This window comes from Paenibacillus sp. CMM36, assembly GCF_053570945.1.
The window spans coordinates 83514-105871 of the sequence record NZ_JBSEDY010000014.1 but is presented as its reverse complement, the minus strand read 5'-3'; the positions used below and the strand labels follow the sequence as shown (position 1 = coordinate 105871).

Annotated in this window: 20 protein-coding genes and 1 pseudogene; 14 read left to right on the top strand and 7 right to left on the bottom strand. The window is 45.0% G+C overall.

The features are described 5' to 3' along the window. The first annotated feature begins 62 nt into the window (after positions 1–62). The 4 genes from nadA (at position 63) to ACWA2B_RS22655 (ending at position 3476) form a co-directional block, all read left to right on the top strand. Positions 63–1169, top strand: coding sequence for a quinolinate synthase NadA (nadA, locus tag ACWA2B_RS22670; protein WP_165150061.1), 1107 nt, complete (start codon positions 63–65; stop codon positions 1167–1169). 170 nt (positions 1170–1339) lie between these two features. Beyond that, positions 1340–1660, top strand: a complete 321-nt coding sequence (locus tag ACWA2B_RS22665) for a hypothetical protein (RefSeq protein ID WP_013310179.1) — start codon at positions 1340–1342, stop codon at positions 1658–1660. After that, on the top strand, positions 1626–2459 hold the full coding sequence (yidC, locus tag ACWA2B_RS22660) for a membrane protein insertase YidC (protein ID WP_069011673.1): 834 nt from the start codon (positions 1626–1628) through the stop codon (positions 2457–2459). The genes ACWA2B_RS22665 and yidC overlap by 35 nt, the downstream gene beginning before the upstream one ends. Before the next feature lie 342 nt (positions 2460–2801). Continuing rightward, on the top strand, positions 2802–3476 hold the full coding sequence (locus ACWA2B_RS22655; protein WP_029514854.1) for a phosphatase PAP2 family protein: 675 nt from the start codon (positions 2802–2804) through the stop codon (positions 3474–3476). 40 nt (positions 3477–3516) lie between these two features. Here ACWA2B_RS22655 and ACWA2B_RS22650 read toward each other — a convergent pair whose 3' ends face one another. Then, complete coding sequence (locus tag ACWA2B_RS22650; protein ID WP_029514856.1) at positions 3517–4167, bottom strand: undecaprenyl-diphosphatase; 651 nt, start codon at positions 4165–4167, stop codon at positions 3517–3519. Positions 4168–4313: 146 nt separating this feature from the next. On the opposite strand from ACWA2B_RS22650, the gene ACWA2B_RS22645 reads away from it, so the two are divergent. Continuing rightward, the gene (locus ACWA2B_RS22645; RefSeq protein WP_069011671.1) at positions 4314–5027 is read left to right on the top strand and encodes a response regulator transcription factor; all 714 of its coding nucleotides are present in this window, start codon (positions 4314–4316) and stop codon (positions 5025–5027) included. Further along, positions 5024–6400, top strand: a complete 1377-nt coding sequence (locus tag ACWA2B_RS22640) for a sensor histidine kinase (protein ID WP_029514860.1) — start codon at positions 5024–5026, stop codon at positions 6398–6400. The genes ACWA2B_RS22645 and ACWA2B_RS22640 overlap by 4 nt, the downstream gene beginning before the upstream one ends. A gap of 82 nt (positions 6401–6482) precedes the next feature. Here ACWA2B_RS22640 and ACWA2B_RS22635 read toward each other — a convergent pair whose 3' ends face one another. Next, complete coding sequence (locus ACWA2B_RS22635) at positions 6483–6956, bottom strand: C40 family peptidase (RefSeq protein WP_029514862.1); 474 nt, start codon at positions 6954–6956, stop codon at positions 6483–6485. Between the two features lie 353 nt (positions 6957–7309). Between ACWA2B_RS22635 and ACWA2B_RS22630 the strand changes: the two genes are divergently transcribed. After that, positions 7310–8344, top strand: coding sequence for a glycosyltransferase family 4 protein (locus ACWA2B_RS22630; protein WP_029514864.1), 1035 nt, complete (start codon positions 7310–7312; stop codon positions 8342–8344). Between the two features lie 5 nt (positions 8345–8349). Further along, positions 8350–9045, top strand: coding sequence for a succinylglutamate desuccinylase/aspartoacylase family protein (locus ACWA2B_RS22625; protein WP_069011670.1), 696 nt, complete (start codon positions 8350–8352; stop codon positions 9043–9045). Between the two features lie 229 nt (positions 9046–9274). On the opposite strand, the gene ACWA2B_RS22620 is transcribed toward ACWA2B_RS22625, so the two are convergent. Then, positions 9275–10618, bottom strand: coding sequence for a sugar phosphate nucleotidyltransferase (locus ACWA2B_RS22620; RefSeq protein WP_029514867.1), 1344 nt, complete (start codon positions 10616–10618; stop codon positions 9275–9277). Between the two features lie 62 nt (positions 10619–10680). Further along, entirely contained in the window at positions 10681–11517 is an 837-nt protein-coding gene (locus ACWA2B_RS22615) for a DUF6492 family protein (protein WP_029514869.1), read from the bottom strand. Between the two features lie 208 nt (positions 11518–11725). Here ACWA2B_RS22615 and ACWA2B_RS22610 point away from each other — a divergent pair, with 208 nt between their 5' ends. Beyond that, the gene (locus ACWA2B_RS22610) at positions 11726–12571 is read left to right on the top strand and encodes a YheC/YheD family protein (RefSeq protein ID WP_069011669.1); all 846 of its coding nucleotides are present in this window, start codon (positions 11726–11728) and stop codon (positions 12569–12571) included. A gap of 180 nt (positions 12572–12751) precedes the next feature. After that, positions 12752–13531 (top strand): ABC transporter ATP-binding protein, encoded by a 780-nt coding sequence (locus ACWA2B_RS22605; protein WP_029514871.1) that lies wholly within the window; start codon positions 12752–12754, stop codon positions 13529–13531. A 17-nt stretch (positions 13532–13548) separates the two neighbouring features. Here the strand turns inward: ACWA2B_RS22605 and ACWA2B_RS22600 are convergent, their stop codons facing one another. Continuing rightward, positions 13549–14475, bottom strand: coding sequence for an AEC family transporter (locus ACWA2B_RS22600; RefSeq protein ID WP_449292635.1), 927 nt, complete (start codon positions 14473–14475; stop codon positions 13549–13551). Positions 14476–14684: 209 nt separating this feature from the next. Continuing rightward, a complete protein-coding gene (gene trhO, locus ACWA2B_RS22595; protein WP_209950193.1) occupies positions 14685–15578 on the bottom strand; it encodes an oxygen-dependent tRNA uridine(34) hydroxylase TrhO in 894 nt (297 codons plus the stop codon). A gap of 209 nt (positions 15579–15787) precedes the next feature. Between trhO and ACWA2B_RS22590 the strand changes: the two genes are divergently transcribed. The 3 genes and pseudogenes from ACWA2B_RS22590 (at position 15788) to ACWA2B_RS22580 (ending at position 20624) form a co-directional block, all read left to right on the top strand. After that, the gene (locus ACWA2B_RS22590; protein WP_069011665.1) at positions 15788–17077 is read left to right on the top strand and encodes a glycoside hydrolase family 27 protein; all 1290 of its coding nucleotides are present in this window, start codon (positions 15788–15790) and stop codon (positions 17075–17077) included. A 253-nt stretch (positions 17078–17330) separates the two neighbouring features. Then, positions 17331–18379 (top strand): annotated as a pseudogene (locus ACWA2B_RS22585) (carbohydrate kinase family protein). A 505-nt stretch (positions 18380–18884) separates the two neighbouring features. Continuing rightward, positions 18885–20624 (top strand): proline--tRNA ligase, encoded by a 1740-nt coding sequence (locus tag ACWA2B_RS22580; protein WP_449292634.1) that lies wholly within the window; start codon positions 18885–18887, stop codon positions 20622–20624. Here the strand turns inward: ACWA2B_RS22580 and ACWA2B_RS22575 are convergent. After that, positions 20621–21385: a spermidine synthase gene (locus ACWA2B_RS22575; RefSeq protein ID WP_340957767.1), complete on the bottom strand. Its 765-nt coding sequence runs from the start codon at positions 21383–21385 to the stop codon at positions 20621–20623. The two genes, ACWA2B_RS22580 and ACWA2B_RS22575, sit on opposite strands and share 4 nt — an antisense overlap. A gap of 218 nt (positions 21386–21603) precedes the next feature. On the opposite strand from ACWA2B_RS22575, the gene ACWA2B_RS22570 reads away from it, so the two are divergent. After that, positions 21604–22323, top strand: coding sequence for a YebC/PmpR family DNA-binding transcriptional regulator (locus ACWA2B_RS22570; RefSeq protein WP_013310214.1), 720 nt, complete (start codon positions 21604–21606; stop codon positions 22321–22323). The last annotated feature ends 35 nt before the right edge of the window (positions 22324–22358 follow it).

Below are 22358 nucleotides of genomic sequence, written 5' to 3'. Positions count from 1 at the left end.
CAAAGCGGTTATCTGTTCGCTGAGAGCGGAACGATCAGCCGCATCGATATGGAGGGATTCTAATGTCTATGCTTGACGTTTTACAAGGAAATCGAGGGCTTATGCCAGAGCATTATAAGACACTGACGGTTGCTGAAATGGAGCAGCGAGTGGCCGAACTGAAACAAAAATGGGGACCCAAGCTGCTTATACCGGGCCACCACTATCAGAAGGACGAGGTTATTCAGTTTGCTGATATAACAGGAGATTCTCTACAGCTTGCTCAAATGGCTGCACAAAATCAGGAAGCGGAGTTCATTGTATTTTGTGGGGTACATTTTATGGCGGAGACAGCGGATATGCTGACTACCGATCGACAGACTGTTGTCCTGCCGGATATGCGTGCAGGTTGCTCGATGGCAGATATGGCGAATGTGGAACAGACAGAACGAGCATGGAAGCATTTACAGGAGTTGGTAGGAGATACGATCATTCCGTTAACATATGTAAATTCCACAGCAGAGATCAAAGCCTTTGTAGGACGGCATGGTGGGGCTACCGTGACTTCTTCGAATGCTAAGCAAGTGCTGGAGTGGGCGCTGAAGCAAAAGGAACGTATTTTGTTTTTGCCGGATCAGCATTTAGGTCGCAATACAGCTTACGATCTTGGAATTCCGCTAAATGAAATGGCCGTGTGGAATCCAATGACAGATCAGCTTGAGACTGAACAGGACCCAGCAACCGTAAAAATTATTTTATGGAAAGGGCATTGCTCCGTTCATGAAAAGTTTACAGTAGATCATATTCGCAACGTTCGCGAGCGTGATAAGAACGTCCGGGTCATCGTTCACCCCGAATGCTCTTATGAAGTCGTACAGCTCGCAGATTGCGCGGGCTCCACAAAATTCATCATCGATACCATCCGTGCGGCAGAGCCAGGGACCCAATGGGCTGTTGGCACAGAAATGAATCTCGTGCAACGAATCAAGCAGCAGTACCCTGAACAGCACATTGAATCGCTCAATCCAGATATGTGTCCCTGCCTGACCATGAACCGGATCGATCTTCCCCATTTGCTGTGGGCAATGGAACAGTTTGACCGGGGTGAGCCTGTGGGTGTGATTCGTGTGGATGCTCAGATCAGACAGGATGCTGTACTAGCATTGAATCGTATGCTTGCTATCCGTTAAGTTTTTACCGTAATATAGAGCTTCCTTCCACCGGATTTGAGCATTAGACCGAAGGAGCAGAAATAATTATTTCAGTTGCTTGTGATCCAACCCGTATCTCTAATTAAAGATTAGTCGCTTGTCCGGTTTCGTGCTATAATTGTAGCAACAAACCGAAGGAGGTGAATCCCTTGTTTGAGCTTCAAGACCTACTCCCTTATTTATTTACAATCGGTTTGCTGTGCACAGTGACTTATACGTATCTCGCTCATTTGCACGGCAATGTACCCGAATGCTGGGTCGAAGGTGGGCCCGTGAGGTCTCATGCCTCTCCGCAGATGCCGATGTCTGCCCGTGGACAGGACATGCCTGTCCGGCTGGCCCGACATATCCGGCGTAAAGAAGCGCCGGATGAAGATGCATCCGATTGTTCTCCCTCGTTGAACGATGGCACAGCCAATCAACGAGGAGGAACATATGAAACGATTCAAGGGATTCACCTTTTGGGGTAAAAAAGAACGGATATTTGGATTAATGGTAGCGTTGGCGGTGGTCATGCTACTGTCTGGTTGTGGTGCGAATGCTGCGGAGATAAATGCACAGACACCCGGATTTTTTAATCATTACGTGGTGTTCCCGCTTTCTTGGCTTATTCAGCAATTGGCGCAATGGTTTGGTGGAAGCTTTGGGCTGGCGATTATGACATTGACATTCATTGTCCGTCTGGCCTTACTGCCTCTTATGATGCGTCAAACGCGTGCCCAGCAGGGTATGAAGCGCAAGATGAGCGCTATGCAGCCCGACTTGGACCGAATTAAGAAGAAGTATGAAAACAAGAAAGATACCACCAGCCAGCAGAGTATGCAGCAGGAAATGATGTCGCTTTACAAAGAACATCAATTCAATCCGCTTAATATCGGTTGTCTGCCTATTCTCATTCAGCTCCCGATCTTGAGCGGTATGTATACAGCAATCCGCTTAACCCCGGAGCTCGCATCTCACTCTTTCCTATGGTTCCGGCTCGGACAGCCGGACTGGATTTTGTCAATCGTCGTCGCAATTGTATACTTGGCACAGGCCAAGCTTTCTCAGTTTCAGATGACGCCTGACCAGCGCAAGCAATTTGCGATCATGGGCTATCTTTCACCGATTATGATGGCGGTCTTTTCCTTCAATGCCCCTGCTGCCATGCCATTATATTGGACAGTAAGCGGCACCTTCTTGCTGCTTCAGTCGCTGTGGTTCCGCAGACGCTATCCAATAGAGGAAGCAGAGAGTAAGGTTAAACTTGGAGAAGTCACACCAACCTAATTAGTAGATGATGCTTGTTTAACTTGGGAATTACGTTTGTAGTATGCCACGTGTAATCATAGGATGTCATTCGAGCCGTTTATAAGGCTTGAATGGCGTCCTTTTTTGTTGCTGCTTTTTTCGCTACAGTCCGCTTGCGATTTTGTAGTCAATATGAATTTCTTATATTATAAAATGATTCTGAAAGTGATATTTTTTTAAAACGGGTTTCATTATGTGGAGGATGCAACTAATTCTTTTAATGAAATGATAAGGGAAAAGTGGGCAAAGTAAGACCTATATCTAAGCTAATGCTGCACTTTGTTTTATCACGCAATGAATATTATGGAGGAACTACAGAAAATGAAGCAAACATCAACAAAGCTGCCCATTTCCTTGGCTCTGCTCACATGTATAGTATGTGCATTCGGTTTTGGCTTAATCGCATTATGGGTGAGTGACCATCAAGTTCGGCATTTTGACCAGGAAATTATTTCGGTTATTGGACAACTGGAGTCGCCCGCCATGACCCGTGTAATGAAATTTTTCACCATGATCGGCAGCGGAATTCCAGTTGTGATCATTGTTTTAATGGCCATGTTCGTGCTCTATAGAGTATTGGGACACCGCAGAGAACTGCTTTTTTTGGCGGCTGGTGTATTGGGATCGGTAATGCTGAATACGATACTGAAAGTACTTTTTCAGCGTGCGAGACCGGAGATTCACCGTATTATTGAAGAGAATGGATACAGCTTTCCAAGCGGACATTCCATGACAGCTTTCAGCATGTATGCGGCGCTGACATTTTTAGTGTGGAAGCATGTTCCTTCTAGGCTGGGGCGTATCCTTCTTATTGTACTCAGCAGCCTGCTGATTGTAGCAATCGGGACGAGCCGCATTTATTTGGGCGTACATTATCCGAGCGACGTTGTGGGTGGCTATTTTATGAGTGGCTGCTGGATGGCAGCTTGTATTTGGTTTTATCAGCGGTACGAAGAACGACGAATGCTGTCACTTCGCTCTAAATCGACAGCATAACGGGTTGCATAAATAATGAAGTTTCTAAAAAGCAGACGCTTTAGCGTCTGCTTTTCATTTGGACAGAGGAAGTGTGTTCAGTCATCTTGGTTCTGGCCTGTTCACCAGGCTTGAGCCCCAGCTTCTGCTCCCATTTTTCATAAAATATAATAGCCGCCTGCATAAAGATGCCAGGTAGCTTCCGACTTCGAATGAATTGATGAACGCCGATGGCACAACCTGCACCAATAAGCGCACCTGCCAAAATATCCGAGGGATAATGCACTCCGGTCCATACGCGGGATACTGCGATGAGTACAGCTAAAATAACCCAGAGAACACGAAATTTTTGATGATGAAGCCATAAAATGGCAGCCAGAGAAAACGCTCCAAGTGCATGGTTACTCGGGAATGAAGCATTGGGATCATGATGAATAAGCTGAATGACTGAATGTCCGACAAAAGGCCGATCTCTGTAAAACAAATGTCCAAGACCCCAACTAATTACAAAGCCGATACAAACCGTTATAACGGCTTCTAAAACCATCATTCGATGCGGCATTTTAAAGGTGAACCAGTAAATCAGCAAAGCCACTCCGAATAAATACGGTGCATATTGCGCCAAGAAACGCATGGTTCCATTCAAAAAGGCGAGGGAATTAGCGAGTTCATTGATCCAGTGAAATAAAGCATAGTCTACATTAATTAACATGAATAAATTACTCCTTAACATCAAAAAATTGAATAACAAAGTTATATTATAGAGCGACTACACGGATAAAAGCTTAAAATCAAATAAAAAATGAATGTCATTTCCGTTACTCATTTGCTTTTTCTATAGAAATAGGTGGTTTTGCGATGGAAAAGTCGGTGCTGGTCATTGATGATGAAGAGAAGATATCCAGATTGCTTCAGTTGGAGTTATCCCATGAAGGATATGCAGTTGAAATCGCACAAACGGGCAGAGAAGGATTGGAAAAAGCTCTAGCACGTACATGGGATATCATCATTCTGGATGTCATGCTGCCGGAAATGAACGGGGTCGAGGTGCTGAAGCAGATTCGAAAAGTGAACAATCATACACCAGTAATTATGGTCACTGCACGTAACACGACTCCTGATAAGGTTTCAGGTCTGGATGAAGGTGCCAATGATTACATTACGAAGCCTTTTGAGATTGAGGAGTTATTAGCGCGGATGCGGGCCAGTATGAGGCATCAAATGGAGCCAACAGCTACCGCTTCACAAAAAGAGGACAAGTTGTCGTCCAGGCTCCAAGTGGATAGCTTGGTGTTGGAACGCAAGACTAGGTCAGTGGTGCGGGAAGGAAACCGAATCGAACTGACGCCCAAAGAATATGATCTGCTTCTCTATCTGATGGAGCACAAAAATCAGGTATTGCAGCGGGATGAATTGATTCAGAACGTGTGGGGGTTTGATTTTGTTGGTGATACGAATGTCGTAGATGTGTATATCCGGTATGTTCGCAAAAAAATTGATCATGGATACAAAAAGAAATTAATTAAAACCGTACGTGGTGTGGGGTACTGCATCAGGGAGGAAGAACATTGAAGCTGCGGACCAAAATCACCCTGCTCAGTTCTATTTTAGTGATGATAATACTCCTGTTTGTGGATGTCACGGTTCATTTGTTGTTCGTCAAAATCGCTACGCGAAATGAAAGAGAAGTGCTGCAAAATAAGTGGACTGAAATCATTGCCGAAACCGGACATACCATGATTCTGAAGAATGCATGGAGTCCAAAATTGAAAGATGAGCTTTCCGGAGATACTATTCTGAGGGTGTTTGATCAGCAATCCCGACTTCTGTATGAAGTAAGTCGCCAGTCACGCTTTAAGCTGGGCGATATTCGTTTTAACACTTCTCAAAGCTCTCAATTGACTGATGTACAGGGTCATAAAATTCTGGTAATCCATCTCCCCGTGCTTTCTCCGGAGGGCAATCAGAAGGGAACGCTGGAGATCGTGGAAAAATGGGATGCACTCGAAACCAATCTCGATATTTTAAATACGATTCTCATCACTTCGACTGTAGGAGCAATGATGCTAAGTTTGGTAGGGAGCACGATTTTGGCGAATGCCATATTGCTGCCGATTTCCAGTAGTATTCAAACGATGCAGGAAATTGAGAGAAGCTTAAAATTTAAAAAAATCCCCGCTGGCAGTCATAATCAAGATGAATTGTCCCAAATGACCGCTACTTTTAACCGAATGATGGAGAGATTAGAAGAAAGCTTTCAGAGCCAGCAGCAGTTTGTTTCAGATGCCTCACATGAACTGAATACCACACTTATGATTATTGAGGGCTATGCCAACATGCTGCGGCGGTGGGGCACGCGTGATGAGGACATTCATAAGGAATCCATTGAATCGATCTATGAAGAAACTCAGCGAATGCGTACGATGACACAGCAGTTGCTGACTCTTGCCTCCTCACAGCAGAAAGACCCTGAGCCGCATGAGCGGATAGAAATGATCGGTTGTTGTCAACAGGTAGTAGCGCATCTCAAGCCTGTACATGATCGTCAAATTTCTATTTTAACCGAAGAGAAAGAAATTTGGCTGGATGCCAACCTGACAAAAATGAAGCAATTGCTAGTGATCCTACTGGATAATGCATTAAAATACAGCTCGGATGAGATTGAAATAGGCTTATCTAAAGATAAAAAGGATGTCTATATCCGGGTTAAGGATTATGGGATCGGAATACCTGAGGGCGAGATCAAGCGGGTCTTCGAACGATTTTATCGGGTAGATAGCTCCAGGCATCGTAAAACTGGAGGGACCGGGCTGGGGTTGCCGATTGCCAAGGCAATTACAGATGCTCATCAGGGTACGATACGTATGGAGAGCGTAGAAGGAGAAGGAACGGTAGTCATCGTCACGCTGCCCCAAAGACAAAAGGAAAGGCTGTCCCTCCAGTAGAAATATCTACTCGCGGAACAGCCCTTTTTATTGTTATTTGTAAGTTAAGCATTCGGTGGATGGGAATCAACTAAAATTTATCCTAGAGGACACGACGTGCTGTTGTGTAATTGCGGCTCCACCAGCCCGAATTTAGATCTGTAACCGTTACGCCGCCTTTACCATACGTATGCAGAATTTTGCCGTTCCCCATGTAAATGGCTACATGATGAATTGGCGCATAGAAAAAGACCAAATCGCCTTTTTTCAGCTGACTACGCGGTACGAAAGTGCCAACAGTTGATTGCTGTCTGGACGAACGTGGAAGCTTGATGCCATTTTGTGCAAATACATATTGAGTGAACGAAGAGCAGTCAAAAGATCTTGTATTGCCTGCTGGGGCTCCATGCTCATAACGCACACCCATAAACTGGGAACCTTTAGAAATAATCTGATCAGCTTTACTTGCCGAAGCGGCATGAGTGGTGGCTGGCCCAACGACGAAGCTCCCTGCGCTCAATGCCAAAGTCATAGTAAAGCAAATACCCATCCACAATTTTTTTGAAGTACGTTTCATATATAAATTCCTCCGTTATTCGTATTGTGTTGATGTCCTGAAATGACAATAACACAAATAAAATGTCCGGAATTTACCACTCATGGTTACAAACCTGTTACCCCAACGCTTTGTCCTCATTTATTAGAAAACGATGAGAATTTTCTCCTTAATTTTAGCTTGACAAATTGTATAGACTCCCCTTATAGATAGGCTCGTATGGCAAAAAACGACTTGCAGACGATTGGCACAAGCAATCACGCAAAATATACATACCTATATACTACAATTTATAACTTGTACGGGAGTATGCTCTGATTCCCGTTGACATCGTAAGGATCACACCGTATTTCCGGTCAGGAAGGGGAATTCGTATGGCTTCAAGGCAGAATAAAGCACTCAAAAAACGGCGTCTAACCATTGTTCAGGTCATTTCCAACTATCCCGATGCACAGCCGGTACCCTCTAACAAAGGCGGAACGGAAAAGGTCGTGCATGAATTAACTGAGGAATTGGTGAGACGAGGGCATCATGTATCGCTGTTTGCCGCCCGTGGGAGCAGGAGCAGTGCGCGGTTGATTACCTACCCCAAGGGTTTGAAACAAAGTCAGATCCCCCAATATGTACTCCGGCATATGCCTTCCAACACACATATCATTCATGATCATACTTTTCGTTCTTCTGTGGGACGTAGGAAGCTGCCTTGTCCATCAGTATGCACCGTTCATCTTCCAGTGAAGAGACACGGTAAAAACCCGGTATATGTCAGTAAACGAGCGCGTCAGCTGATGGGCAGGGGCAAAGGTTTTTATATCTATAATGGTATCAACACCCATGAATACGAGTTCAGCAGTGAGAAGCGTGGCTACTTGCTGTTTATGGGCAGAATCATACGAGATAAAGGTGTATTGCAGGCCATTCAGGTTGCAGAACGAACAGGAAAAAAACTGCTTATTGCAGGTCCTATCAAAGCTCCAGAATTTTTCCGTAAAGAGATTCAGAAACGAATTCAGCGTAATCCGAATATACGCTATGTAGGTGCAGTTGGAGGTGCTCAGAAACAGAAGCTGCTGAAACATGCAGAGTGTCTGCTGTTTCCGACACTGTGGGAAGAGCCATTTGGACTCGTAATGGTCGAGGCCATGGCTTGTGGAACACCGGTGCTGGCATTAAAAAATGGCTCCGTTCCCGAGGTACTCTTGGGCTTTCCACAGTTGATTTGCAAATCAGTTAGCCAAATGGCAGGAAAGGCACAGCAAAAAAATTATCCGTCACCAGCGCAGCTTCGTTCATATGTCAACCAAAGATTTACCAACAAACAGATGACCAGTAACTACTTAAGACTATACCGTGAAATCATCCGTCGGCGAGAACAGAAGAGAGGACAACGACAGCCTATACGGAGGTGAAGGGGATGCAGGTCAAACGATATATGCTCGGAAATGGCTCTTGGGCAACTCCTTATTATATAGTCACAGGGGGGCAGAAAGGTCCGTGTGTGATGGTGGTCGCGGGGATACATGGTAATGAAATAGCTAGCATACGAGCTGCTGAGAAACTGGTGAAGCTTTTGAATCAGCAAAAACTGCGAATTAGCCAGGGTAAGCTTATAATTGTACCGATTGTAAACCAAAAGGCTTACCGCAAACGGATTAGAGGAATACCTGATCTTAATCGAACCTTTCCGCGCAAAAAAAAGCAGCTGGCAACACAACCACTTTCCGCTGCTCTATTCAAATTAACACAAAAGCATCAACCTGAATGGTATCTTGACTTGCATGAGGCCAATGGATTGTCACAAAAGGATGCCGAGGTGCTTGGTCAAACGCTAATCTCCAACAAGGCCAACCCGGTGGTTCCTGCGGTTCGTCGGGTTATTAAGCGAATGAATCGCTCCATACAGGTGAGCGACCGACATTTCAACCTTCGGCTGCATGAGCTTCCAGGTTCCTCCCGCACCGCTGTAGCCCGTATTTTAGGTGCACGCGCGGTTACCGTGGAAACGGGTTGGAGCCTGCCCAAGAAAGTACGCATACACTATCAGTTGGAGATCGTTCAGCATTTTTTAAAAGAAGCCGGAATAGTCAAAGGTAACTGCATCACAAAATAAAATCGCTTCTGGAGCAAGGACTTTTTCACCTTGCTCAGGAGCGATTTTTTATGTGCGACCTGCGACCTTCGTTCAGAATCCGTAGCGTGCATTATATCTGAGGATTTTGCAAAAATCCAATAAGCGACTTCCAATGAACAATATATAGATCGAAATGCTCTAGTTCGTCTATATATTGCACTTTGGAGCGACTGGAATCAAATTTTGCAAAATCCTGATCTATGTGTTGTCAGGACTCGGATTTATAGAAGGCGTTCACCAAGCTGTTTCCCAGACGTACCTCAATTAGCTCCAGTGGTGTATCCAGATCGGCACGGATTGTGTGATGCGTATCGACCGGAATGCTAAATACAGAACCGCTTGCCGCAGCAAAACGTTCTCCGTTCAGCATGACCTCTCCCCGGCCGGACACGATCGTCCATACTTTAAGTCCACTGCCGTGAATACGGCCATTCAAACGTTGATCTGGCAGTACCGTCAGCCGTATGGCCAGTATATCGCTCAGACTCCGATGATCAAATTCGTCCAGCACTCGGTAACTGCCCCAAGAGGTTTCACCATGCATGGGGTGAAGTTGAAGTTTACCTAGCTGCTCCTTGATTACGTGGGCATGGCTCTTGGACGCAATGAGAATGCCATCGGGACTCGCGGCAGCAATAATATCTTCCACACCAATGACATGAAGTGGATAGGGCAGCTCATTAACGATATGCGTGCCGTGAGTCTGCCCACTAATCTGTCCACGCCCGATTACTTGACTGTTTAGCTGCTCTGTTAGAGCCTGCCAGTTGCCGATGTCGTGCCATTCGCCATCGTAGGGCAGGACGATGGCATGTTCGGCACGCTCTGCAATCTCTTCGTCGAAACTGCGAACGGGGAGGCTATCATACATCGCGCATAATGCTTTATCGTTCAGCGGCAGATCACTTCGCTCCATACAGGACAACATATACCGTAATGTAAAAGCGTAAACACCACAGTTCCAGAGCGCGCCCTGATGAATAAGCTGTTGTGCTCCGGGGAGATCCGGCTTTTCTGTGAAGCGAGCAACTTGCGCATAGGAAGTTTTCCCTTCCCGTATCATTTGCAGACCCGGAACGACGTAGCCGTATTGGTCGGAGGGATGAGTGGGCCTTGTCCCAAGCATAGCTAGATCGGCTCCGCTCTCAAACAATATGCCGGAGAGCGCTGCTATGCTATGGAAGAAATCCTCTCCTGCAAACATGTCCGCTGGGGCAATGCAGAGAACTTCATCCAGCCCTGTGCCTCTGGTGTGAAAATAAGCAGCTGCCAGTGCAGCAGCGGTGAAGGTTCCACGTTTGGCAGGCTCGCCCAGAACGGGCAGACGACCTTCTGTATGGCGAAAGGCTAGATTTACCTGACTCCGATGAGCCAGAAGCAGGGCAGAGGAATCCAGCCCGGTTAAGGTAAGCTGACGGTACACCCGACCGAGCATAGATTCCTTATGCCCGTCAGGAGCGGACAACAACCGGAGAAACAGCTTCGACCGGATTTCGTTGGATAGTGGCCATAGCCGTTTTCCGGCACCACCGCATAATAATACGATGCGCACGGACGTTTCCTCCTTCAATGCAGATCTATTTTGGACTGCATCATTTTGCAGGATTTTAAAAACTATTTTAGCGATGATTCAATCTTTGTTTTTGGAGTAAGCTGGTACACCTTGCGTTGATGAAAAGATAAGGAGCGATAGCTCTTAGCCAAGACATCCAATTGTTTTTGCGACAGGGAAGAAGCCCGACGATGAAGCGCTTTATTCAATGACTTGCGCAAAATCATCCGAGAGGGCTGATTACTGTATAAATAGTTGGCATACGTTTCATATTCGGAAAACCCAAACTGTTTTGTCCGGTCTATACTGTGGATAATTGCGTTGTACCAAGGTTTTCCATGACGGGCCTCGATAACTTGCTTGAGCTGGGTAAGCCGCGCTTTTTCAAAAAGCATATAATGAGTAACAAAGGACTTTGGTGAGGGAGCTTTAACGCCCATCAGCTTGTGATGGGTGCGAAAATACTCAGGCTGGCTCCAGCTGCGGTAGTAAAAAATCGTTTTTCCGTCTTTACGGAACGTATGTGGACGAATCAAAACCGTGTCCGCGTCAATGACGAGGAAAAAAGAGGCTTTACTGATTTTGTCGCCATTCATTTTGAGCAATTGTTGATACAGCCAGCCTGAACGGTCCCAGCGCGTTGTTCCGTAATGGATATGTTTTTTGGTAATGGGCAGCACCGTTTTTTCGTCTATAAATGTACATTTCTTGTTTACGCACAGACGGCGAATCCCGGTGCTTTGCGGTGAAACGATATAAATATTTCCAATTCGGTGCTGCACGTGACGGCGCAGACTGTCAATTACCAGCGGTAGTGTGGCAATATCTTTATCAATTGCGGGAATCAGAACATCGATTGTAAGGGAACCCTTCCGTGGACCATCCGATTGCGCTGACATGTTATTCACTCCCTATATGTGCAAATATACGCTCCCAGCGTCTCCCAATATCGTATGCTTGGACAGGCGCTTTCGACCGGGCAAGGTCAAACGTCCATTTCTATGCAGGACAGGGCTGATGAAGCTTCGAATGGGGAGTTAGCGCATACGATAGATTGATCTTTTTTAACAAGAGCGTTCTACCTGAGAGTAGAGAGGAGAGGGGCAAGTGAATTCTTCACAAGCGCAGGCGTCGCGCAGCAAATGGCATAAAACCCAATTGTTGCTTCAGAATGGAAGCATCAAACCTTATGTACCAGAAACTCGCAAATATAACAAAGCAAATTTGAAGTCAATGCTGGAGAAATACGGTATGGTCTATGTAAAACCCGAGCGAGGTACCTTTGGTAAAGGTGTAATGAGAGTAGAGCAGGAGGCTGGCCAGCGTTTCGCCTATCAATATGAGGAAACGCGTCAAGAATTTAAACATTTGGATGCACTATATACCAGCCTATCGAAACATACGGGGAAGAAAAGTTATCTTATTCAAAAGGGAATCCATTTACTACGCCATCAAATGCGTTATTTTGATATTCGGGTCATGGTGCAGCGTAATGAAAAAGGGCTATGGGAGTCTACTGGAATTATTGGACGTCTGGGTCATCCCCGTAAAATCGTGACTAACTATCATAGTGGTGGCAAGCCGATGGCCTTGGAGCAGTTACTAAAATCCCATTTATCGCAAAGCAAACAGGCGGAGCTGGTCAAGAAACTAAATGAACTGGGTCTTACCATCGCCAAACAACTGCAAAAAACATATCCAAATTTCCGGCAAATTGGTGTGGATATTGGACTGGATCATCGCTTTACCCCATGGATTATTGAGGTGAATACGAAGCCAGACCCATATATTTTTAACCAATTATCAGATAAGTCCATGTACCGTAAAGTATTAGGCTATTGGCGACTGGCTAATGAAAGAAGGAAGGTTAGGGTCCCAAGCAAAGACACAAATAAAGATAAGAACAAAGATAAGAATGTAATTAAGGATTCTAAAAAAGAAAAAGTATCTTGATTAGTGGATTGCTTCATTGCCAGCCCACTCCTATATGAACAATGGAGTGGGTTATTTAAAATTGAACAACCTGTGACCCTGTGCTATGCTTACATGAAAGAGAAGCTAGACGTACTAATGATGATCTTTACTATGCGTATAAACATCTGATGATACGACGAATAGAAAGGATGTACAGCCATGAATTCTGTCATTGAACTTAACAATGTAAGCTGGAAGAGAGATAACCGCACCATACTAGATCAAATCAATTGGCAGGTAGCTGAGGGAGAGCACTGGGCTGTACTCGGCTTGAATGGGTCAGGTAAAACAACGATGCTCAATATGATTAACGGTTACATATGGCCAACCACAGGTAGTGTTGGTGTATTGGGCCATACCTTTGGGGATGTGGATCTGAGGGAGCTGCGCAAATCTATTGGTTGGGTCAGTTCCTCTTTACAGGAAAGAATTAATGGGAGTCAGCGTACGCAGGATGTTGTTATTAGTGGCAAATTTGCCTCCATTGGACTTTATGATCAGACGACGGATACAGATTATGAACAGGCCGTTCAGCTTATGACGCAACTGGGGTGTGCTCATCTCGTGGATCGGTTGTATCAGGGATGCTCACAGGGAGAAAAGCAGAAAGTGCTTATCGCCCGCGCATTAATGGCCTCGCCCAAGCTACTGATTTTGGACGAGGCGTGTAATGGTTTGGACTTTTTTTCCCGGGAAGCATTGCTGGATAGCATTCGCCAGTTATCGGAGTCGCCGGCTTCGCCGAATTTACTGTATGTTACACATCATATCGAAGAAATTCTACCGATGTACACGCATACGATTTTAATCCGCCGGGGCACGGTATTTGCTAAAGGTAAAACGACTGATATTCTAAGCAGTGAAACGCTTAGTGCTTTTTTTGAAACGCCTGTGCAAGTAGAATGGAGACAGAATCGCGCATGGCTCTCTATGGTGTAGAGAGTCTTTTTTTCTCGCTAACCTGCCACCAACATAATCAGAATAGGCAATATCAGGAATGAGGCAAGCGTGCTCCACAGGATGCAGGTGGAAACCAGTTTTGGCGATGCATTAAATTTTTCTGCTAAAATGACAGCATTTACAGCAGCCGGCATTGAGGCCAGAATGAAGAGAACGGAGAACAAAAGACCTGAAATTCCCAGTATCAGCATAGCAAGACAAGCCGCAAGTGGGGAGAGTAGAAGCCGAATTGTTAGTCCGGCGTAGCTGGCTTTTTTAATAGACGACTCCAACTTAAATATTTTTACATAAGCCATCTGGGTACCCAGAATCGCCAGCACGACCGGAGAATAGGCAGCAGCAATCATCGAGACGCCTGATTGAATCCCTGAGGGAAGATGCCAGTCCAGTAGCCGCAGTCCCATGGCGAGTAGAGCTGCATAGATCGCAGGAAGTGAAAACACCGACTTAACAGCACTTTGAACAGAAAATTCAGAGCGGGCTGCAAAATAAACGCCAATGGTATTGACTATAATTATCTGGATGACGACATACACGGAGGCTTTATCCAGACCGAGCTGCCCAAAGGCAAGTAAAATTAGGGGCAGGCCATAATTTGCACTATTGGTGAGTGTGGAGATTAAGGTAAGTCCAGCCGTTTCCGGAGTGCTCAGTCTAAAGATTTTCCCTGCTAATTGTGCAATTCCCCACAACAGCAGCAGGTTTAATATTGAAAAAGCGGCAGTCTGCGCCACATCATGCCAGGTAAGCTGTGCTTTGAGTAGCGTGTCCAGAATCATGGCGGGGCTTAAAAAATATAAATACAAAGTCGAGAGCGGTTTCGTTTCCAGCTTCATGAATTTTCCAAGTAAAAATCCGGCGATCACCGGAATGGACAGCGGAACGATAACCGATAATAGAGTTGAAAGTACGATTTGAATCATGAATTCCACCCATCCTTTCTGTAATGACATTTTCCATTATAAGACGCTACTTTCGAGCCCGTCCAAGATGAAAATACAATCAAGGCCATAGGTATATACTATGAAGCCTACGACACTTATTGTGAAAACAATAAAAGGGATGCCCACAGCCATGATGAACGGCTAATAGGGCATCCCTTTTATTATAATGAACCAATGATACTGCCAATTTATGCAGTAGCTACGGTTTCCGCTTTGGTTCGGCAATCGTCAGAGCAATAGTGCTGATGCTGTTCTTCGCAATCCGGACATGCAATATGCTGGAGATTGCACACTGGGCAGTTGATATAATGATCGCTCGGCGTTTCACAATGGAAGCACTTGCCGACAATGACGTCCTCATCCGTATGATTGATCGGAATCGAGATTCGTTCGTCAAATACGTAGCATTTACCGTCAAACAAACGTCCTTGTACTTCCGGGTCCTTGCTGTAAGTCACAATGCCGCCATCCAACTGGCCTACATCGTTAAATCCTTCTTTGATCAGAAGACCCGATAACTTTTCGCAACGGATACCTCCGGTGCAGTACGTCAGAATTTTCTTGTCTTTGAACTGAGTCATATTGTTGCGAATCCATTGTGGAAATTCACGGAACGATTCGACTTCGGGGCGAATAGCCCCGCGGAAATGACCGATGTCATATTCATAGTCATTACGTCCGTCCAGAACAACTACATCTTCATCTTGAAGCTGTTCATAAAACTCCTTTGGTGACAGACGCTTACCGCTAATTTCATTAGGGTCCAGCTCATCTTCATGACGCAGCGTAACAAGCTCCTGACGATGGCGTACAAATATTTTCTTGAACGCATGACCGTCAGACTCATCTATTTTAATAACGATATCGTGGAATTTCGGATTGGCGCGCAAATCACGCATATATTGCTCCGTTTGCTCTACTGTACCAGACAGTGTTCCGTTGATTCCTTCCGCAGCAATCAAGATTCTTCCCTTGACGCCCAGCTCCTTGCAGTAAGCCAGATGCTCTGCCGTAAAGGTGGCAGGATCTTCAATGTTGACATATTTGTAAAACAACAAAATTCGATAAGTATGTTCACACATGTAAAATCACCCTCTGATTCAAGTCAAAGTTTTTTTAAAGCAATTTTAAATGTACCACATTCTTTTAGTTAGTCAACTTAAATGTATAAAAAGTGGAAATGAAAAAGGAGACGAGCGACAAAAGTAAGGGTTTACATTATAATAGTTACGTACTGATGAGGGGATTTTTGGTAGCAGGATGAGATCTACTGGATGAAAGGATGAATGAAATGAAGCATCATTTGACAGCGCATACACCACCTATGGGGTGGAATAGCTGGGATTGCTACGGTGCAGCAGTACGGGAAGAGGAAGTACGGGGAAATGCTCAATATATGGCGGAGCATCTGAAGGAATATGGTTGGGAATATGTCGTGGTAGATATTCAGTGGTATGAGTCAGGAGCAGTATCTTCACAGTATCGCCCGTTTGTCCCATTGGAAATGGATTCATTTTCACGTCTTATTCCAGCAGTGAATCGGTTTCCTTCGGCAGCAGATGGACGAGGCTTCCAAGCTCTTGCGGAATATGTACACGGTCTGGGATTGAAATTTGGTATACATATTATGAGAGGCATCTCCCGTCAGGCGGTGCATCAGGATACCCCGATTTTGGGAACCACAGCCACGGCGAGACAAATTGCGCATCCCAACTCTATTTGTCCCTGGAACACAGATATGTATGGGGTAGATGCATCCAAGGAAGGCGCACAGGAGTACTATAATTCGTTGTTTGATCTGTATGCGGAATGGGGTGTGGATTTTGTCAAAGTAGATGACATTGCTGCATCACGTCTCTATGGTATTCATTTGGCGGAAATTGAATTGATTAGGCGGGCTATCGCCCAATGCGGACGTCCGATGGTGTTGAGTCTATCGCCTGGTCCTGCACCGCTGGAGCATGCATCTGATTTAATCGCAAACGTGAATATGTGGCGTATGACTGATGACTTCTGGGATGTATGGCCTTTACTGTATGGTATGTTTGAGCGCTGCGAGAAATGGGCGGAACATGTAGGGCCGGGTCACTGGCCGGATTGCGACATGCTACCACTGGGTCATCTGGGTATTCGTTCGGTAGATTCGGTAGATTCCGGCAGCCATGACAGATGGACACGCTTTACTAAGGATGAGCAGCTAACGATGATGACCTTGTGGAGCATTTTCCGGTCTCCCCTGATGTTCGGGGGCGAACTGCGGGATAATGATGCATGGACTCTTTCTTTGCTGACTAATGAAGAAGTGTTAAATGCTCATCGCAACGGTTTGAATGCACGGCAGGTGTATAGAAAGGATGAACATATCGTTTGGACTTCACATAACGGGAAAGGGCATGTATATGCAGCTTTGTTTAATGCTGGGGATGAATCTTCAAAGGTGCGTGTATCCTTAAAAGACCTTGGTATTGAAGGTCAGGCAAATGCCAGAGATTTATGGAACCATGTAGATTTAGGTGTTTTAGCACAAGAGCTGTCCACAGATTTACCTCCTCACGGAGCAGCTCTATTTATTTTGAAATAGAGGATTTTGCAAAAATCCTGAATAACATAATGTAAGGAAGAACTATGCTGTAGTTCCAACCCAATCACCCTATCGTAAAAGTGAAAGATATCTTTACAATAGGGTGTTTTTTTGCATGTGTAACTTTAGGATATTTTAACGAACTCGACATTATTCTTGGGAATATGACATTTGGAACGTGTTAATTTTATATAGTGCCTATTTCTGTACAAATTTAAATCATTTTAACGAATAGACTCGAGAAAGGAGTCAAATGATGAAATTAAAAAAAAATCCACCAAAATGAACAGGACGAGCCTTGGCCCTCTAGCAAACCAATACTATGTATCGGGGGGGGCCAATTTGGATCGTAAAATCATGATTAAAGGTACATTTCAGCTTCATACCTCCAATCCGAGCAGTACAAGACTGCAATCTTGCGGTGGGGTAGCACGAAATGTAGCCGAAAATTTAGGGAGGTTGAGCCAGCGGGTCAGCCTGCTGACCACAGTTGGGGACGATGCGGAAGGTGAATTTATTATCGAACAGTCCAGCCGTTACATGCACGTGGTTCCTCTGCAAGTCCAAGGTGAACCGTCAACTGGGGTTTATACTGCCTTGCTGAACGAGCGTGGTGAACTGATTGTAGCGACAGCAGAAATGGAGATTTATGATCAGATTCGTCCTTCAGTAATTTTTGAAAATGCTCCTTTAATTGCCTCATCCCGACTCGTTCTGCTGGACACTAATTTCTCTATGAACGTAATTGCAGCCACCATACATGTCTGTCATGAGCATCGGATTCCGATTGTCGTTTCTTCGGTATCGGCCTCGAAGATGAGAAAGCTTCCCCGAAATTTGCATGGAGTGGAGTGGCTGGTATGTAAACCGGTGGAGGCTGAAGCCTATTTGGAGCTAGAACTTACAGATGATCAGCATATGTTGGATGCCACCCGAATTTTTCACAAACTTGGAGTTCAGAATGTCATTTTTATCTGCGGTGCTGATCGTGTTTTGTACGCCTCTCAGGATGGAACTCATGGCCAAATTCCCATTCATCCCGTTCAAGAGGTCATTGATGTCACAGGCGCAGATGATGCTTTTATTGCCGGGATGATATATGGAATTACCCAAGGTTATCCTATGGAGCAAGTGTGCCAATTTGGAATTAGCTGTGTCGACTTGACCCTGCAAACGGATCGGACGGTCTCAGAGACTCTTTCTATGAATAAACTTCATTCTAGGTTTCAGGAGCTGTATGGCACACATACGCAAAATTTTGTGTTTTTCAAGGGCGTGTATTTTAAAAAGAATGATACATAATTAATCAAGAGAACTCTAACCTACAACAGCGCATATTTGGAGCTTCACGTATGTAATGGCCTCAATTATTGAATTTGTAAAAGGAGCATGTTGTATGATGGACAGACTGATCTATTCTATGCGGCCCTTACAGGTAGAGCAGGGTAACGAGTTTCTTGCTGTGTAGCAGAAGATTATCTCCTTGACTAGAAATTACATTTCGTGTAAAGTGGTGAAAATTGTAATATATAGGAATAGTGTAGACCAAGGATCAAAGGTTCAATACTCGCTATACAGAGAAGAAACTCATGGGCTGAAAGGTTTCTCGCCGCGAATGAACGTTTCCCTGCCTTGCGAGCTGTAGCGGTTTGTATGATAAACCGTTACCGGCTAGACGCCGTTATCTAATGAAGGACCGTTCCGTGTATGGCTACGGTCAAATGAAGGGTGGTACCACGACACATTCGTCCCTGACGGATGTGTCTTTTTGCGTACATTTTATCGTCCAACAAGGAGGAAGCTACACATGCGCCAAAGCCAATTATTACTGACAACCTTGCGTGAAGCAACCGCAGAAGCTGAAGTGATCAGTCATCAGCTTATGCTGCGGGGAGGATTTATCCGCCAACTGGCGGCTGGAATGTACACCTATATGCCCCTGGGCAGACGGGTGCTCAGAAAAGTAGAGCAAATCGTACGGGATGAAATGGATCGCGTAGGGGCTGGGGAGCTGCTGATGCCTGTATTGCAGCCAACGGAGCTGTGGCAAGAATCAGGAAGATACGATGTTTATGGTCCTGAGTTGATGCGTTTGCAAGATCGGCATGGTCGGGAGTTTGCTTTGGGGCCTACACATGAAGAGGTCATTACGTCTTTAATACGAAATGAAGTGAATTCTTATCGCAAATTGCCTGTAACGTTGTATCAAATTCAAACCAAATTTCGGGATGAACGACGTCCGCGATTTGGCCTGCTTCGCAGTAGAGAATTTTTGATGAAGGATGCCTATTCGTTTGATGCACATTGGGAAGGACTAGATCATACCTATTCGACCATGTTCCAGGCATATCATCGCATTTTCACTCGCTGTGGTCTAAACTTTCGTGCAGTAGAAGCAGATGCGGGTGCCATTGGTGGCGAAGGTGAAACCCATGAATTTATGGCTCTAGCTGATATTGGAGAGGACACCATTGTAGCATGTACCTGCTGTGAATATGCAGCTAATCTTGAAAAAGCCGTGGCGCGATCGACGGGAAAAATAGAAATATCTCCTGTCTCATATAAAAATGAACAAGTCAGCCCTCCTTCTTTTGATACAGCTAAAATGGAAAAATTCCATACTCCAGGCCTGTGTACAATAGATCAACTGGTTGAATCGCTTCACATAGAGCCCAAAGAAATCATCAAAACACTGATTTATATGGCTGACGATCAACCTATTGCTGTAGTTGTTAGGGGGGATCATGAGGTTAACGAAGTGAAAATTAAACATATTTTAGGTAGTGAAAAATTCGAAATAGCAAGTACAAACATCGTGTCAAAGGCGACTGGAACCCCCTCGGGGTTCATAGGCCCATGCGGATTGACAATCCCTGTGTGGGTGGATTACGCCGTTGTCCAAATGTCCAGCGGTATCGCAGGCGCGAACGAGCTGGATTACCATTATCGACATGTGAACCCAAGGCGCGATATAGATCTTCGGCATGTGGCTGACTTGCGCAATGTCATAGAAGGGGATAGATGTCCTCGATGTGACGAAGGGGAATTGAAACTTCATCGTGGAATTGAGATCGGACACGTATTTAAATTGGGCACCAAATATAGTGAGAAGCTGGGTGCGACCTTTCTGGATGCGTCTGGAGCTGAGCAAGCGATGATTATGGGCTGCTATGGCATTGGCGTATCCCGGATCCTTTCTGCCATTGTAGAGCAAAATCACGATCAGAACGGAATGATATGGCCTTATGCACTAGCCCCGTTTCAAGTTCATATTATTCCGATTTCTGTGAAAGACAGGCTTCAGATGCAAATAGCCGAGAAATTATACAACCAGCTGCAGGATCGCGGTGTGGAGGTGCTGCTGGATGATCGGGAGGAACGGCCTGGGGTTAAATTCAAAGACTCCGATTTAGTAGGTATTTCCGTGCGCATCATCGTAGGTAAAGATGCCGAACACGGGAAAGTAGAGTTAGTGGAACGAAAAAGCTGCAACAAAGAGACGATTCGTATTGAAGATGTAGAGAGACGAATATTGGAACTACACTAAGCATCTATATCCCGTAGAATATGGCCTTCTCCGAGTGTAATCTCATGAAAGTCCGCCATCTGACGTGCCTGAAACCGGATTGGCTTGTCCCGACCTATCATAATGATATTTTGAACGTCGGCAGCGCCTTCCGAGGGGAGCGAGAAAGTTGAGACATAGGCAAATTCTTCACGCAACGTTGTATGAATGGCATGGATCAAATGGTCGTGTTCACTTTTGCCCATTAAATTCATGATCAGGGAGCCTTCGGAATCCAGCTTTTCTTTGGCCATCTTGAAAAATTCCCAGGATACTAAATGCAAGGGCGTACCCAGCTCCGTGAAGGCGTCCAAAATAACATAGTCATAAGCATCCGGCGCTTCCTTCTCCAGAAGGCGTCGTCCATCGCCAACAGTCACATTATCCTGATCGTATCCAAAGAATGTTCGGCTGAACTCTACAACTTGTGCATCCAGCTCGGCAATCTTAAAACGTTTATCTGTAAAATGACCCGCTATTGTACCTATACCGTGCCCGATAACAAATACATCTTCAAATGATGGATCGTTCAGCTCCATAAGATGGATAATTGCTCTCGGATATTCGAACAAAATGCGTTGTGGATGATTCAAGTCCACCGCGCCTTGGACGGCTGTATTTGAAAACTGCATCACCCGAAATAATCCCTTTTCACCATACAGCTCGGTGGTTTCGTATACTGTGATTTCATGATTATGGCTCAACTTTTTGTACAAGACATCCAAGTGAATGATCTCCTTCAAGTCAGACTTCCTCTTCATCTTAGACATGGATAGGGAGATTGTCCATAGATGAGGAGAAATGAAAGTACACATTTTCAAGCATCCCTAATTAGGTAGAATTGTTTATTTTTCCATAACAGAGTTGTTTAAACTTGTTCGTATGTCCTTTAGGAGATATAATATACAAGGATATAATGAAGTTCGTTGTGTATATTCATACAGGAAGAGAGCGGGATATTATGGGACGTAAGTGGAATAACATTAAAGAAAAGAAGGCATCCAAGGATGCTAATACGAGTCGTATATATGCTAAATTTGGCGTGGAAATTTATGTGGCAGCCAAACAAGGCGAACCTGATCCTGAATCCAATCGGGTACTAAGAGTAGTTCTAGAACGTGCAAAAACGTACAATGTACCCAAAGCAATCATTGACCGTGCTATTGAAAAAGCAAAAGGTGCTGGCGATGAAAACTACGTAGAGCTTCGTTATGAAGGTTTCGGACCGAACGGTTCCATGGTCATTGTAGATGCGCTGACCAATAACGTTAACCGTACAGCATCGGATGTGCGTTCTGCTTTTACTAAAAATGGTGGTAGCCTGGGTGTGAGCGGATCTGTAGCCTACATGTTTGATTCAACAGCAGTTATTGGTCTGGTGGGTAAAACCGCAGATGAAGTGCTGGAGCTACTGATGGAGGCAGATGTAGAGGTACGTGACATCATTGAAGAAGATGAAGCCGTCATCGTATATGCAGAGCCTGATCAATTCCATGCTGTGCAGGAAGCTTTCAAACAAGCAGGAGTAACTGAGTTTACCGTTGCGGAGCTCACCATGCTTGCCCAAAATGATATTTCTCTTCCAGAAGATGCACAGGTTCAATTCGATAAACTGATTGATGCATTAGAAGATTTGGAGGATGTTCAGCAGGTTTACCACAATGTAGACTCTGAGGAATAGTCTTTGTTAATTAGTTTGTAAAAACACCGTATTTA